18 protein-coding genes and 1 pseudogene are annotated in these 14369 nt (G+C 39.8%); 9 read left to right on the top strand and 10 right to left on the bottom strand.

Translation table 11 applies throughout. From position 1 onward, the window contains the following. Window positions 1–110: 110 nt before the first annotated feature. Entirely contained in the window at window positions 111–236 is a 126-nt protein-coding gene (locus B3J29_RS14610) for a KGW motif small protein (RefSeq protein WP_253144109.1), read from the top strand. Window positions 237–320: 84 nt separating this feature from the next. After that, window positions 321–1067: an abortive infection family protein gene (locus B3J29_RS14605; RefSeq protein ID WP_175967930.1), complete on the top strand. Its 747-nt coding sequence runs from the start codon at window positions 321–323 to the stop codon at window positions 1065–1067. A gap of 70 nt (window positions 1068–1137) precedes the next feature. Here the strand turns inward: B3J29_RS14605 and B3J29_RS14600 are convergent, their stop codons facing one another. Next, window positions 1138–1371, bottom strand: a complete 234-nt coding sequence (locus B3J29_RS14600) for a hypothetical protein (RefSeq protein WP_034171716.1) — start codon at window positions 1369–1371, stop codon at window positions 1138–1140. Window positions 1372–1538: 167 nt separating this feature from the next. Between B3J29_RS14600 and B3J29_RS14595 the strand changes: the two genes are divergently transcribed. The 3 genes and pseudogenes from B3J29_RS14595 (at window position 1539) to B3J29_RS14585 (ending at window position 3759) form a co-directional block, all read left to right on the top strand. Further along, window positions 1539–2420: a LysR family transcriptional regulator gene (locus B3J29_RS14595; RefSeq protein WP_034171715.1), complete on the top strand. Its 882-nt coding sequence runs from the start codon at window positions 1539–1541 to the stop codon at window positions 2418–2420. 17 nt (window positions 2421–2437) lie between these two features. Next, window positions 2438–2755, top strand: coding sequence for an NGG1p interacting factor NIF3 (locus tag B3J29_RS14590; protein ID WP_286966001.1), 318 nt, complete (start codon window positions 2438–2440; stop codon window positions 2753–2755). 69 nt (window positions 2756–2824) lie between these two features. Continuing rightward, window positions 2825–3759, top strand: a pseudogene (locus B3J29_RS14585) (IS5 family transposase). A gap of 142 nt (window positions 3760–3901) precedes the next feature. On the opposite strand, the gene B3J29_RS14580 reads toward B3J29_RS14585, so the two are convergent. Continuing rightward, on the bottom strand, window positions 3902–4696 hold the full coding sequence (locus B3J29_RS14580) for a nitroreductase family protein (protein WP_286966000.1): 795 nt from the start codon (window positions 4694–4696) through the stop codon (window positions 3902–3904). Between the two features lie 73 nt (window positions 4697–4769). Next, window positions 4770–5570 (bottom strand): enoyl-CoA hydratase, encoded by an 801-nt coding sequence (locus B3J29_RS14575; RefSeq protein ID WP_034704987.1) that lies wholly within the window; start codon window positions 5568–5570, stop codon window positions 4770–4772. Window positions 5571–5671: 101 nt separating this feature from the next. Here B3J29_RS14575 and B3J29_RS14570 point away from each other — a divergent pair, with 101 nt between their 5' ends. After that, a complete protein-coding gene (locus tag B3J29_RS14570) occupies window positions 5672–6241 on the top strand; it encodes a nicotinate-nicotinamide nucleotide adenylyltransferase (protein WP_034171201.1) in 570 nt (189 codons plus the stop codon). A 47-nt stretch (window positions 6242–6288) separates the two neighbouring features. Then, window positions 6289–6852: a YceI family protein gene (locus B3J29_RS14565; RefSeq protein ID WP_034704984.1), complete on the top strand. Its 564-nt coding sequence runs from the start codon at window positions 6289–6291 to the stop codon at window positions 6850–6852. Window positions 6853–6898: 46 nt separating this feature from the next. Here B3J29_RS14565 and B3J29_RS14560 read toward each other — a convergent pair whose 3' ends face one another. Beyond that, window positions 6899–7801 (bottom strand): LysR family transcriptional regulator ArgP, encoded by a 903-nt coding sequence (locus B3J29_RS14560; protein WP_034704980.1) that lies wholly within the window; start codon window positions 7799–7801, stop codon window positions 6899–6901. Between the two features lie 107 nt (window positions 7802–7908). Between B3J29_RS14560 and B3J29_RS14555 the strand changes: the two genes are divergently transcribed. Further along, window positions 7909–8508 (top strand): LysE/ArgO family amino acid transporter, encoded by a 600-nt coding sequence (locus B3J29_RS14555; RefSeq protein WP_004784563.1) that lies wholly within the window; start codon window positions 7909–7911, stop codon window positions 8506–8508. A 74-nt stretch (window positions 8509–8582) separates the two neighbouring features. Here the strand turns inward: B3J29_RS14555 and B3J29_RS14550 are convergent, their stop codons facing one another. The 5 genes from B3J29_RS14550 to dapD form a co-directional block, all read right to left on the bottom strand. Next, window positions 8583–9041, bottom strand: a complete 459-nt coding sequence (locus tag B3J29_RS14550; protein WP_034704977.1) for a peroxiredoxin — start codon at window positions 9039–9041, stop codon at window positions 8583–8585. 80 nt (window positions 9042–9121) lie between these two features. Then, the gene (locus B3J29_RS14545) at window positions 9122–9583 is read right to left on the bottom strand and encodes a hypothetical protein (protein WP_034171206.1); all 462 of its coding nucleotides are present in this window, start codon (window positions 9581–9583) and stop codon (window positions 9122–9124) included. 27 nt (window positions 9584–9610) lie between these two features. Next, complete coding sequence (gene queC, locus B3J29_RS14540; protein WP_034704975.1) at window positions 9611–10279, bottom strand: 7-cyano-7-deazaguanine synthase QueC; 669 nt, start codon at window positions 10277–10279, stop codon at window positions 9611–9613. A 33-nt stretch (window positions 10280–10312) separates the two neighbouring features. Beyond that, the gene (gene queE / locus B3J29_RS14535; RefSeq protein ID WP_034171208.1) at window positions 10313–11023 is read right to left on the bottom strand and encodes a 7-carboxy-7-deazaguanine synthase QueE; all 711 of its coding nucleotides are present in this window, start codon (window positions 11021–11023) and stop codon (window positions 10313–10315) included. Between the two features lie 131 nt (window positions 11024–11154). Further along, window positions 11155–11976, bottom strand: coding sequence for a 2,3,4,5-tetrahydropyridine-2,6-dicarboxylate N-succinyltransferase (dapD, locus tag B3J29_RS14530; RefSeq protein ID WP_004784553.1), 822 nt, complete (start codon window positions 11974–11976; stop codon window positions 11155–11157). 299 nt (window positions 11977–12275) lie between these two features. On the opposite strand from dapD, the gene carO reads away from it, so the two are divergent. Beyond that, a complete protein-coding gene (gene carO / locus B3J29_RS14525) occupies window positions 12276–13007 on the top strand; it encodes an ornithine uptake porin CarO type 6 (protein ID WP_034171210.1) in 732 nt (243 codons plus the stop codon). Between the two features lie 61 nt (window positions 13008–13068). Here carO and B3J29_RS14520 read toward each other — a convergent pair whose 3' ends face one another. Then, a complete protein-coding gene (locus tag B3J29_RS14520) occupies window positions 13069–14301 on the bottom strand; it encodes an OmpP1/FadL family transporter (RefSeq protein WP_286966023.1) in 1233 nt (410 codons plus the stop codon). Window positions 14302–14369: the final 68 nt, after the last annotated feature.

Below are 14369 nucleotides of genomic sequence, written 5' to 3'. Positions count from 1 at the left end.
TATATCTGCACAGAAATGATATTGTGTAAATAATGCACAATATTTATGCACTTTAAAGGAAAGATGGTATAGATCAGTTCAGTATCAACACTCAAGAATGAGGTGATGACATGGCTAAGACGCTCAGAATAATGGATAGAACAGAATTACGTCAGAAAGGTTGGTGGTTATTTGGTTTTGTTGTTGGCCTACAGGTACTGTTCTTGGTAGGTAGTTATTTGCTACAGGGTTCTTGATCAACAGATTTAAAAAAGCCACCGAGAGGTGGCTTTTTCATTTTTAAAATTATATATTTGTTGAAAATGGGTGAAAAATATAAGATGGATAATCAGGAAAAATTAATAAAAATAGAAACTATTCAGAATTTACTTATAGCTCGTGCTACAGGTAGTAATGAAAATACTAGCGAATATGAAACTTTAAGATTCTATTTATTAAAAGAAGCTGATATTAAAAATTTATTACCAAAATACATTCTAACGTGTAGAAATCTACAGCAATTTTGGCAATTTATTAAATTTGAATATGCAACATATGCTGAAAGACGGGATTTCATTTGGAAGTCCTTTCAACCCATATTAGAAAAACTAGAATTTAGTAGTGAAGTCCCTTCTGATCAAATTATAAAGAATGTCGTTCAAAATATAGATTCATATTATATCCATACAATCTGGAACAAAGCCTTAGAAAGAAGAACGACTGATCCAGATGGTGCAATTACTCTGTCTAGAACTCTTTTAGAGTCAACATGCAAACATATCCTAGATGAGCTAAGTGTAGAATACGGTAATGCTCCAGATATAAACCAGTTGTATAGATTAGTCAGTAGTAATTTAAACTTGTCTCCATCACAGCATACAGAGCAGATATTTAAGCAAATCTTAGGTGGCTGTAGTGCGATAGTTGAAGGTTTAGGCTCATTAAGAAATAAAATCAGTGATGCTCATGGTCAAGGTAAAAATAATGTGAAGCCTTCTCCTAGACATGCTGAGTTTGCAGTAAATTTAGCAGGAACAATGGCAGTTTTTTTATTTTCTACTTGGGAAATGAAAAAAGAAAAGACATAAAACAGACTACCTTTTGATGGTCTTTGACAGGATACTTACACAGCCAGTTGAATTTCCTTTAACCTCACCTTCAGCGTATTTTCATAATCAAACTGATCATTGGTACTATCCTATAACGCCAAACTACATAACCATCCGGACGAACCAGAACTGCCACAGATTCATGAATTTCAGACTTAGCAATCCAGGTGCTATACACATCATGAGAAACAATCCGAATCACATCCAAATATGGCAAGTTCAGTGATTCAGCTGCCTGACCCCCGCTTTCACCCGATTCAGTGTCGAATACTGTGTCATGCAAGACACCATGTGTAAACTTGATACAGGCATAAATGTATGAGGGGGCAAAATCTAGCCATGTATAAAAGGTAGTTATATGAGTATTAGCATAAGCTATTGATCTATTAATATTTTCAATATGTTGGCCTAAATCTAAGATAAGTACCTATTTTTTGAAGTGAGCAATCTATGGAACTTCGACATTTACGCTATTTTATTACCGTGGCGCAGGAGCAGAGTTTCACTAGGGCTGCTGAAAAACTGTTTACGGCTCAACCTTCTTTAAGCCAGCAGATTAAAGATCTGGAGCAGGAAATTGGTGTTAACCTGTTTGAACGTTCTTCACGAAAAATACAGTTAACCGATGAAGGCAAGGCCTTTTTAATCTATGCAGAAAAAGCTCTGGAAAATGCCAAATTGGCTGTTGCATCAGCACGACAGGTGGCCCAGCAGAAAAATAATCAGATTCATATTGGCTTTCTGAATGTTGCCGAACTAAAAGTTATGCCACATATTTTGGCCAAGCTGAAAAAGACCATGCCAGATTTAAAAATTCATCTGCATAGCCTGTTCTGTCTGGAACAGCTTCAACATCTAAAAAATGCTGAATTAGATCTAAGTATTACCCGTTTTCAGCTGGATCATCCGGATTTTGAAAATATCCATTTATTGACGGAACAAATTCACTTGGTTGCAGCCAAGCATTTGCACCCAACCGATCGGATACTGAAATTACAGGAACTGAAAAATCATACGATTATTATGTGTGATCAGAATGCATCACCCATATTTTACGAAAGACTCAATGCCTTGATGTCCTTTGATCAGCTAAAGCACGATCAGGTGCTGTGGGCGACCAATGTGCTACAGCATATTAACCTGATCAATATGGGGATGGGTTTTAGTTTTGCTCCCGATTATCTATTACTGTTCCTGAATGATGAAGTGAAAGTGATCCAGACAGATCGACCTTTACCCCAGGTAGAACTATATGCAACATTTAACAAGAACTCTCAAAATCCATCATTGAATATTATTACCGAAGCCCTTAACAATACGGTAAATGCTTGAAAAACTTGTAGAGATATATGCTTAAACTGATTTATTACGTACCAGATGAAAACCTAGAGGAAACCAAGAAGGCCGTTTTTGCAGCAGGTGCGGGTGGGATTGGTGAATATATCGACTGTGCCTGGCAAGTGCTGGGAACTGGACAATTTAAGCCGCAGCAAGGCGCAGATCCTCATATTGGGGAAATTGGCCAATTGGAAAATGTGGAAGAATGGCGGGTCGAAATTCTTGTACCTGATGAAAAGGCGGTTGAAGTGGCTAAGGCTCTAAAAGACAGTCATCCTTATGAAGAACCGGCATTTGAATTTATCCAGCTCTTAGATATAAAAGTTTAAATTTTAGAAGTGATAGGCTTTGTTGCACAAACCTATCTTTAAAGGCTTATTCCACCATATAATTTTCAAATGAATAAGCTTACACCTAAAATTTATCGTACAACCAATTGGTCTTCATATAACCGAGCACTCATTAATCGTGGAAATATTGCCATTTGGTTTGATCCTGCTACGCAATGGTATGCCCCATCAAAAGGCAAACAAGGACGAAATCAAACTTACTCTGACACAGCTATCCAATGTTGCCTAATGATTAAATCTCTCTTTCGATTGTCCTTACGTATGGTCACTGGCTTTGTTCAAAGTCTCATCCATCTTTGTGGGTTAAATTGGGTAGCGCCAAACTACACTACAATTTGTAGACGACAACAGCGTATTGATACTACGATTGGCTATCAAAAAAGTAGTGATGGACTACATCTACTTGTCGACTCTACTGGTTTGAAGTTTCTAGGTGAAGGTGAACGGAAACGAAAGAAACATCAGCCTGAATATCGTCGACAATGGCGCAAACTTCATATTGGTATTGATATGCCGACACCTTGCAAATACGTGCAGTACAGCTCACTACAAATAATGTGAGCGATTCACAAGTACTCGATGATTTAGTTACTCAAATTCCTTTAGACGAACGAATTGATTCGGTCTATACCGATGGTGCTTATGATACGAAGTACTGCAGACAAGTCATTTTAGATCGAGATGCACATGCGGTCATTCCACCAAGAAAAAATGCGAAGCCATCGAAAGATAAAAAGATGGGCTCGCTAGAACGCAATGAATTGCTTCGAACAATTAAGCGTTTAGGAAGAACTATTTGGAAGAAATGGTCAGGCTATCATCGGCGAAGTTTGGTTGAAACCAAGATGCATTGCATCAAATTGTTGGGGGATAAACTCAGTGCGAGAAATTTTCAAAGCCAAATCAATGAGATTCATGCACGTGTGGCAGTATTAAATAAATTTACGGACTTAGGCAGACCACATACCCGAGTTGTCACTTAAATTTGAGTAGATATGAGAAATCTTTACTTTTAATTCTTTGTGCAACAAAGCCTTTTTCTAATATACTTAATTAATCGACATCCATGTCATCAAATATTAAGTAAATTAATATTCTTAAATCCTTTAAATACTATTTTTAAACTCAAACCTTCTGAATAAACAGCTCACGATCAAAACGATACTGTGGGAAGAACACACCATCTTTGGCACGTTCACCAGCACCAATCACCATCACTGGATATTGCTGGTCATTCAGATCTAGAAGTTCACGAACCATTGGTTCATCGAAGCCTTCCATCATACAGCTATCAAAACCATAAGCACGTAAAGCCAGAACCAGATTTTCACATGCCAGTGCTGTGGTTTTACTTGCCCATAGCTTGGCATCGGCTGGACTAAATGCAGAAACTGGCATTTGTTTATCGAGTGTACGAGCTACTTTGAAAGCAACTTTCTTAAAGTTACCAAAGGCATTCAAATAACCGGTCTTGTAGTTGTAGGGAATGTACTTATAGTACTTTTTAATGGCTGGAGGCGCCTCAGGAAATGGAAACTCGCTGATATTCAGTTTTGCCATTTCATCTATACGGTCAGTACGTGCCACACAGATAATCAGCTCTGAAGCCGTTTTAGCAGCAAGCTGGCTCATACATGCTTTAACCAGACGTTTTTTCTTGGATGGGTTCTGCACCACATAAAAAGTCCACGGCTGCAGGTTTGAGGAGTTTGGCGCCAGCAAGGCTAAATCCAGACAGGCATCGAGGACCTCGGCAGGAATTGGCTTTTTGGTAAATTTACGTACAGAACGGCGGCTTTCGATGACCTTTCGGAAATTGTCTACATCAATATCCTGAGGAGCAGGTTCATAATAACGTTTCTTTTCAGGATTTGAACTATCGGTTGTTTGAGAAGTCGTTTGGTAGTTTTCATTATTCATAAGCTAGATTCTTTCAAAAAAATAAAAGATTGAGGCAGTCTAAACTGCCTCAATTAAAAGATAAGTTTCAGAATTAGTTGAATTGTGTGAAATCAGGTTTCCGTTTTTCCATAAAGGCCTGAACAGCTTCCGTCATTTCAGGTGAACCCACACGTTTCATAAATATCTCAGCTTCATCATCAATACACTCGATAGTTTCAGCCAGATTATGCTTCATCAGTGCTTTGGTTTGTTTAATAGAAGCCAGGGGTAAAGCAGCAAGAGTTTTTGCCTGTTTTTCAGCAGCAGCATAGACATCTTCTTCAATGCTATTTACCAGACCTGCACCCAATGCCTTTTCACTATTAAACCGTTGTGCAGTAAGTAACAGTTCAGCTGCTTTATGATAACCCGCTTGTTGTACCAGCAGCTTGCTTGAAGCACCTTCAGGCGACAGGCCAAGGCTAACAAACGGAATCTGGAACAGGGCAGTATTGTCACTATAAACCAGATCAGCATGCAGCAGAATCGTTACCCCGATCCCAATCGCAACGCCACGAACGGCAGCAATTAAAGGCTTGGAAAATTTTGCAGCGGACTTCAACAGCACAAAAGGAGGGGTATCGCCAGCCTTACCTTGTAGAGGCGTCTGAATAAACTTCATGAAGTCCTGCATGTCATTGCCGGCACTAAAGTCTGCATCCTGACCACGTAGAATCACGACACGCACACTACTATCCTGATCTGCTTCATCCAGTGCCTGTGCGATCCATAGATATAGTTCGCCGTAAAGCGCATTTTTTGCCTCAGGACGGTGAATGGCTAAGGTCAGTACGCCATTGTCTACATTCGCATTTAAATGCTGATGCGGTTGTTGAATACAGCTCAGTGTCATCGTACTATCCTTGCTTTATTAATATGAATTTATTGGCGCTTATTATGTCGCAAAAAATTCCCTGTGGCATAACTGATGCGTTCATAAAAGTAAGATGTGCTATGAAGTATAAATTTGATTACCTAGTGTTTATTGGTCGTTTTCAACCTTTCCATCTGGCCCATATGCAAACGATTAAAATTGCCTTGCAGCAAAGCCAGCAGGTGATTCTGGCATTAGGCTCAGCACAGCAAGAACGCAATATTAAAAATCCATTTCTAGCCACTGAACGTGAAGAAATGATCCTGTTGAATTTTTCTGAAGCAGATCAGAAGCGCATTAAATTTGTCCATGTCATTGATGTCTATAATGATGAAAAATGGCAAAAACTGGTGAAATCGTTGGTATCTGAAGTAGTTGAAGCAGAAGCAAAAGTTGGTCTAATTGGACACTTTAAAGATGAATCTTCTTATTATTTAAGTTTGTTCCCAGAGTGGGAAATGGTGGAACTCGATAGCTTGGTGGGTGCAATTTCAGCCACCCCGTTACGTGAAGCGTATTATCGTGGGGAAGTAGTGGAATCAGCTTTTCCTTTAGGCACCAGTGAATTTTTACATAAATTTAAAAATAATGAGATCTATCAACAATTGGTCAACAAGTTTGAACTAAATGATAAAACAAATCTGGGCTGAAACCGTTTTAAGGTAGTGAGTTCATTTGATTGTTAAGGATGAACACAATGAACCTATTGCTGAAACATATAGCTTATGCAGGCACTCTATCTGCTATGTGTATATCGGCTGCGTATGCTAAAAGCTGGACATTGACGCCTCAAAGTAGTGTCGGCTTTAGCATTAACTCCTTGGGTTTGAATGTGGTAAAGGGAAATTTTCAAGAGTTCAAGGCAACCATGCAGTTTGATCTTGATCGGCCACAAAAGTCATCTACTGAGTTCACTATGCAGGTCGATAGCCTTGAGGTTTCCAAACCTAGCCTTAAAAATATGATTATGGATGAGGACCTGTTTCATGCATCGCGCTATAAAACAGTCAATTTCAAAAGTACGCAGTTTAAGCCAAATGGTACGAATCGTTATCAGGTCATGGGTCAACTCACCCTAAGAGGTGTTACTCGACCAGTGGTATTCGATACCACGCTGATACCGAACAAGGGTAATCCTAATTTACTCGATGTGAAATCCACTACTGTAATTAATCGCTCAGATTTTGGGATGAAAAAAGCCACTGCAGGCGTGGGTGAAAAAGTTAATATTCATTTAATGGGGCAGTGGAAAACTCAATAATGTGATATCCAATTTCTGTAAATTCGGCAGGACATAATAGAACTATTTATTGAATTGGACTATTCATGCACTGTTCTGACTGTTCCAGAATGACTTTGGTTAAATGTTCTAGAGCGGGAGACTGCTGTTTCCAGTGATGCCAATATAAAGGTACATCACAACTGCATTCAGGTAGTATCTCGATCAGTGTCCCATTTTGAATCCGGTCCGCAATTTGATAGTCTGGCACCAAACCGTATCCCAATCCTGAAAAAATGGCATCCGCAAAGGCGGTTGAGGAGGGGATATAGTGAAAAGGAAAACATTGCTGGTTTAAGCCAAATTGAGCCAACAGCAGATAGCTATGTAAATGATCCTGATCATTATAAATCACAGCGGGTGCCTTACGCAGTGATTCCCGGTGAATGCCTTGTTTAAACCAGGAATGCACAAAGGCAGGTGTTGCGACCATTCTATAATGCATCTGTCCAATAAAATGAGCCTTACAGCCCGGCATGGCTTCACTTTCACTGCTAATACAGGCATTGACTTGACCCTGCTCTAGAAGCTTATGAGTTTCACTTTGAACAGCAACCTGAAGATTCAAAGTAATTTTCTCTGCAAGCAGAGTGGTGTTCAGACAGGGAAATAACCAGGTTGCAAGAGAATCTGCATTTACCGCAATATGAATCGAGCTAAATTCTGCTTTATTTTGACCATTTAATTGCTGGATTAATTGTTGCTGCAACAGACGTTGATGCTGCAAATAATTCAGTAAGGTTTGACCGGCATTGGTCACTTTACAAGGACGCTCACGTAACACCAGAACTTGCCCCAAATCTCTTTCTAGATTTTGCACTCTTAAAGTGACTGCCGAAGCCGTTATATTTAATACTTTTGCGGCAGCATCAAAACTTTGGGTTTCTGCAACAGCCAGAAAAGCATCACAGTTTTTAGAATTAAGTGGCATAGCTTACCTAAATAAAATTTAGTCTGAATGATATTTTCTTAATTATATTTAATTGAAAAGAATAACATAGATAATGATCTCCATCTTTATAATTCCATGATATTCCAATGTTAAATGCATATATACAAGGTCTGGCGGTAGGCTTTAGCCTGATTATTGCCATTGGTGCGCAAAATGCTTTTGTATTGAAACAGGGCTTGAAACAGCAGTATGTTTTTGCGATCTGTATGTGTTGTGCCTTATCTGATGCAATATTGATTTTTGCCGGTGTTTTGGGATTTTCACAGTTGATGCTGGTCAATCCACACTGGATCAATATGGCGAAATATCTGGGCGCGACTTTTCTGGCGATCTATGGCGCTCAGCATTTTTATCAGGCCTGGAAGAATGAGCAGCGTCTGGACACAGATCAAAAAGATGTGCCTTCTTTATATAAAGTTTTGCTGATCTGTTTGATGCTGACCTGGCTCAATCCGCATGTCTATCTAGATGCTTTGGTCTTGATTGGTTCTATCTCCACCCAGTATTCCAATGCACAGATACAATTTGCCTTAGGAGCGATTAGTGCGTCCTTTGTATTCTTTTTTGGACTGGGCTATGCAGCACGTTATTTGCAACCTATTTTTCAGCGACCACAAGCCTGGAAAATATTGGATATACTTATTGGCTGTGTAATGTGGTCGATTGCGGTTTCTTTAGTGAACTGAATTATTCTTTGCAGCAACTCTAAAGAAAAAGGCATGATATTTCTATGCATGCCTTTTTGATTCTATGAAACACCTTAAGCAGCCTGTAAAGCTTTCAAATCTTCTAAAATCTGTTCAGCATGGCCAGCAGCTTTCACCTTACGGTATTCTTTGACCAGTTTGCCATTATGGAAAATGAAGGTAGAGCGCTCAATGCCCATCACTTTCTTGCCATACATATTCTTTTCTTTAATGACATCAAAGTGTTTACATAACACTTCTTCTTTATCACTGATCAAATTAATGGTCAGATTCTGTTTTTCAGTAAAGTTCTGATGCGCTTTAACTGAGTCACGTGATACGCCCAGAATAGTCGTATTGAGCGCATCAAACTGATCTTTTAAACAAGAGAAGCCGACTGCCTGAGTAGTACAGCCAGGTGTCGAATCTTTAGGATAAAAATAGATAACCAGCCATTCTGCATTTAATTGGGCCAGATTAATTTCACCTGTAGTGGTCGGAAAAGTGTGCTCAGGTAAGCTGATCTCAGACATGATCTCTCCAATTTTTCTAAATTTTTTCAAAAAAATAAGCCACATTATAGTGGCTTATTCTAGAAAAATATCCGTCAGGATTATTTCTTTTGAGCGGCTTTATTGGCTTCTGCAGCAAGTGAGTTTAATTTACCTGCGAGCTGTGGGCCTACACAAGACTGCACGTTTTGGCTTTGTTTTTTAACAAAGTCTAAAGTAGCAGGGTTTTTCTTCTGGTTAATGGTGCTTTGAATCTGCCATTTCTGAGCTTGGGTCAATTTACCTTCTGCATCCACTTCACATGTACAAAGCTTATTCACATCAGACTGGGTCAGTTTTTTGTACTTCACTGCCTGTTTGTAGGGAATAGCGCAGGCTTTAATTAAACCGTCACGCACATTTGAACTGCTTCCAGCATTTTTCATAGCAGTTGTATATTCTTTTTTCATCGCCTCAAATTCTGCTTTTGCCTTAGCTTGATCATTATTTGCAAAAGATGCAGTTGAAAAGAGGGCAGACAAAGAGAGTAGGCTAGTCGCAAGTAATTTGGCTTTAATATTCATAATATGGATTTATAACCTTGATCGATTTTAAAGGTAATAACGTGTCGGGTCTTCAACACCTGCATCAGCAAAACCTTGCTTGCGTAAACGACAACTGTCACATGTTCCACACGCACGTCCTTGGTCATCTGCTTGGTAGCAAGATACCGTTTGACTGTAGTCTACGCCATGTTCTAGGCCTAAGCGAATGATATTTGCTTTGGATAAATGTAACAAAGGTGTTTCAAATTTCAGGGCTTGACCTTCAACACCGACCTTGGTTGCAAGGCGTGCCATATTGGCAAAAGCTTCAATAAATTCCGGGCGGCAGTCTGGATAACCTGAATAATCCACCGCATTAATCCCGATCACAATTGCCTCTGCACCGAACACTTCTGCAGCGGCCAAAGCATAAGATAAGAAGATGGTATTTCGTGCAGGCACATAGGTTACAGGAATACCTTCCTGCAATTGATCCGGTACCTCAATGCTATGATCAGTAAGGGCTGAGCCGCCCAGGTTACCTAAATCAATATTGATGACACGATGTTCTACTCCCGAGCGTTGAGCCAGCGCACGAGCTGCATCAAGTTCTGTAGTGGAACGTTGGCCATACATAAAACTCAGTGCGATACATTCATAGCGTGCCTGCGCCCAAGCCAGACAGGTTGTTGAATCTAATCCGCCAGATAACAATACAATGGCACGAGGGCGCATAACAAATACTCCAATATGGTAAATTTACAAAAATTAACGACCAGTTTCATCATTCCATAACAACTTGTGCAGCTGCAGCTGGAAACGAACAGGGAGATGGTCTTCTAAAATCCATTGAGCCAGATCACGTGCCAATTGTGGCAAGCGCGCAGCTCCTTTTTCAACTGCAAATGCAGGGGAGAACCAGACCGTGCTGACTTTTTCATTTAACTGGTACTGTTCTACCTGCTGTTTTGACCATTCATAATCTTCACGATTACAGATTACAAACTTAATCTGGTCATGCTGAGTTAAATGATCCAGATTTGTAAGCAAATTTCGTGCAACTTCACCTGAAGTTGGTGTTTTTAAATCTAGAACTTTGGATACACGTGTATCCACTTTAGAAACATCTAACGCACCACTGGTTTCTAAAGAAACTTCACAGCCTAAATCTGCAAGTCGTTGCATCAGAGGTAGGGCGTTCGGTTGCGCTAATGGTTCACCACCGGTTACACAGACATAAGGCGTTTTAAAATCAAGCGTGGTCTGGATGATGTCATCTAAAGATTTGCGTTCACCACCTTCAAAAGAATACGTAGTATCACAATAGGTACAGCGCAGCGGACATCCGGTTAAGCGAATAAATACGGTCGGTAAACCTGCGGTATTGGCTTCACCTTGTAATGAATAGAAGATCTCCGTAATGCGTAAGCCCGCAGACGGATCAGAAACTGGAATTGCGGAAGATCGAAGCGTATTCATAACAACATTAACCACTGAAAAATAAATAACAATGTATAAAAATAAAAATCCCTACGATCATTGCTGACCGTAGAGACGAGGAGCGGTTGAAGCTCCGAGGAACACAAATGTTTCCTCTAAGTTAAGACATCTTAGTCTTCGCGTAGCAGATCGTTCAGGCTAGTTTTAGCACGAGTTTTCGCATCTACTTTTTTCACGATTACAGCTGCATATAAGCTGTATTTACCACATTTAGATGGCAGGCTGCCTGATACCACAACAGAACCAGCAGGTACGCGGCCATAATGGATTTCGCCAGTTTCACGGTCATAAATCTTGGTAGATTGACCAATGAATACGCCCATTGAAATGACAGAACCTTCTTCAACGATTACGCCTTCAACGATTTCAGAACGTGCACCGATGAAACAGTTGTCTTCAATAATTGTTGGGTTAGCTTGAAGCGGTTCAAGAACACCACCGATTCCTACACCACCTGACAAGTGAACATTTTTACCGATTTGAGCACATGAACCTACAGTTGCCCAAGTATCGACCATCGTACCTTCATCTACATAAGCACCGATGTTCACATAAGAAGGCATCAGTACCACGTTTTTCGCCTGGAAAGAACCTTTACGCGCTACCGCCGGAGGAACAACACGTACGCCAGCAGCTTTAAACTGCTCATCAGTCCAGTCAGAGAATTTAGTATCTACTTTGTCGTAGAAGCGAAGATCACAAGCTTCCATTGGTTTGTTATCGTTTAATTTAAATGATAACAATACCGCTTTCTTAATCCATTGATGAACAACCCATTCACCTTCGATTTTTTCAGCAACACGTAAAGTACCATTGTCCAGGCCAGCAATTACTTCCTCAACTGCTTGACGGATTTCAGCAGGGCAATCTGCTGCTGTGAAATTCGCACGGTCTTCAAACGCTTGTTCAATGATTGTTGAAAGCTGAGACATGATCTTCCTTCCAGAAAAAAATTTCCGATATTTTACACTATATTGCTCTAAAAAGATGGAAAACTAAGAAGGGTGCTGAATTAAATTCGCAAGTAAAGTGATTAGTATCATTTTCGTATTTTAGATATGTACAAACATTGTTTAAAAAAGGCTTATCATTCAACAAGAAAAATTAATATGTATCAAAAAATAACAAAAGCCCAGCAAAACACGAATAAAAAATATTCATTGGCTCCTTTATATTGAGCTCATCACGAATAACTAATGATGAAAAAAAAGTTCTTTTGAGGAGAGAAATAATGAAAGCTTTATATCAACTTTTAGCAGTATCCGTTCTAGCTGCCACAGCTGGATCTGTCATGGCTGCTGATGAGACAATCGTAACAGATGAAGGCGTAGCTGAATTCTCTTTCTTTAAACCTGCAGCTGTTCGTGCTGAAGTCGGTACTACCGGTTACGGTGGCGCGATCTCTTGGAATGCTAACCCTTATGTAGGTGTTACTCTAGGTTATAATGGTGGTGATATTTCTTGGACTGATGATTTATCAATCAATGGTACAAAATATGACCTAGATATGGATAATAACCTGACTTACTTGAATGCTGAGATTCGTCCTTGGGCGAACTGGTTCTATATGGCTGCCGGTGTAGCATATATTGATAATGATTACGATCTATCTCGCCGTATTGGTAGTGGTGAAACTTTAAGCATTGATAACAATGACTATCAACTTGCTGCTGGTGCTACAGAAGGTCGTGTAAATGGTAAGTTATCTTACAAAAATAATATTGCTCCGTATGTAGGTCTTGGTTTCTCTCCAGCAATTACTAACCGTTGGGGTGTATTTGGTGAAATCGGCGCATACTACAATGGTAACCCAACTGTGGATTTAACTGCTACAGGTCTTGCACCAGTAGAAGGTTCTCCTAGCGTAGGTACAGCGATTGAAAATGAAGAGCGTAAAATTCGCGAAGATAATAAATATGAATGGTTCCCAGTGGCAAAACTGGGTGTAAGCTTCCGCTTCTAAGCTGTAGCTGCTAAGCCTAATAAAAAAACGAGCTTCGGCTCGTTTTTTTATTTATTAAAAGCTATTGAAAATGATAGCCCAACTTCATACCTAGGATCCAGGCACTGTTATCAGAAACTGCGGATAAACCTGCGATCTGCGGCGTAATAGGTTCGGATAAGGAAATTTCAGGTTTTTGAAACTTTAAATAATATAGTCCTGTAGCAATATCCCAGGTTTCTTGAATCTTATAAAGATGACCTAGTCCGATGCCCCAATAGCCATCACTCGGATTCAGGGTTGAAGCCGGATTTCCTGTACCAGAATCCCATAAGAGTTCGATAGAATTTATGCCAAAAGATGGCCATTGATGAGCAAGTCCGATTTTTCCAGACCATTGATCCTCACGATAATCAATCATCCTGAATGGTTTTACTTCCGGAAACTGTAAGGCCGCATAGTCAATTACAGCGCCAAATTTAGGCGGCTGGATCACGAAATTTTGCCAGTTTGACCAACGCAGCGTGCCATAGAGCGCATTTCGATCAGTTAAAGCTGTCTGAAAATCCAAGTTCACAGACTGTGGAGTTTGAATTTCTGTATAAGGTGCTGGATTCGTACCTACAATAATCGACTCAGTGGTTTTATTGTGATGAGTAATTGCAGAGCGATAGGTCAGTGCGGTTCTAAAAAAATATTCTGGAATCTGATAACTGATTCCAGCAAGCCAGCCCCGAGCGGCATCTCGTTCAAATGTGGCCCAATAACCATTGAATATATAAAATGTCTGTCCGGATAAATATAAATTTCCTTCTAAGCTTTGATAACTTAGCCCTGTATAAAAATTCCAGTTATCGTTTGGTTGAAAGCCAATTAATGAGGTCAAATTATGGCTCTCAAACTGAATGGTAGCAGCCTCAATTGGAAGTGTTGCACCTGCAAAAACAGGATCATAATGATAAGCGATATCTATAGAATAAGGCTGATCGTAAATCAGTCCCCACGACACTTGAGGATTCAACTGGAATTTTAATGCGACATTAGAGATCAATTGGTTATGGACAAGATTTCCTGTTGAAAAATCCGTGATGCCTAATTGTTGCAGCTCTTCGGTATGTTGTACCTGACCGCTGATATCAGGGCGAACCCAAGCCAGTAAAACTTCAGCATAATTATTTTTTTCAAAAAACGATTGGATGCTTTGGTTAGATTGTTCAAACGCTGCTGCATAACCTGACCCGGAGAAAAACAAGCCCACGGAGAAAAGAGCAAATTTATTATTGATCATCTTGGTATAATTCAATTTATTATGCACGTGATTATGCTTGATATTTATATTCTTTATCCACTCAAAAAATAAAAAAGAGGCAATACGCCTCTTCA

Source organism: Acinetobacter sp. UBA5984 (genome assembly GCF_002429925.1).
In the GTDB taxonomy this organism is placed as follows: Bacteria; Pseudomonadota; Gammaproteobacteria; order Pseudomonadales; family Moraxellaceae; genus Acinetobacter; species Acinetobacter variabilis.
Note: the sequence above shows the minus strand (reverse complement) of the source record. Positions and strands in the feature narration are given on the sequence as shown.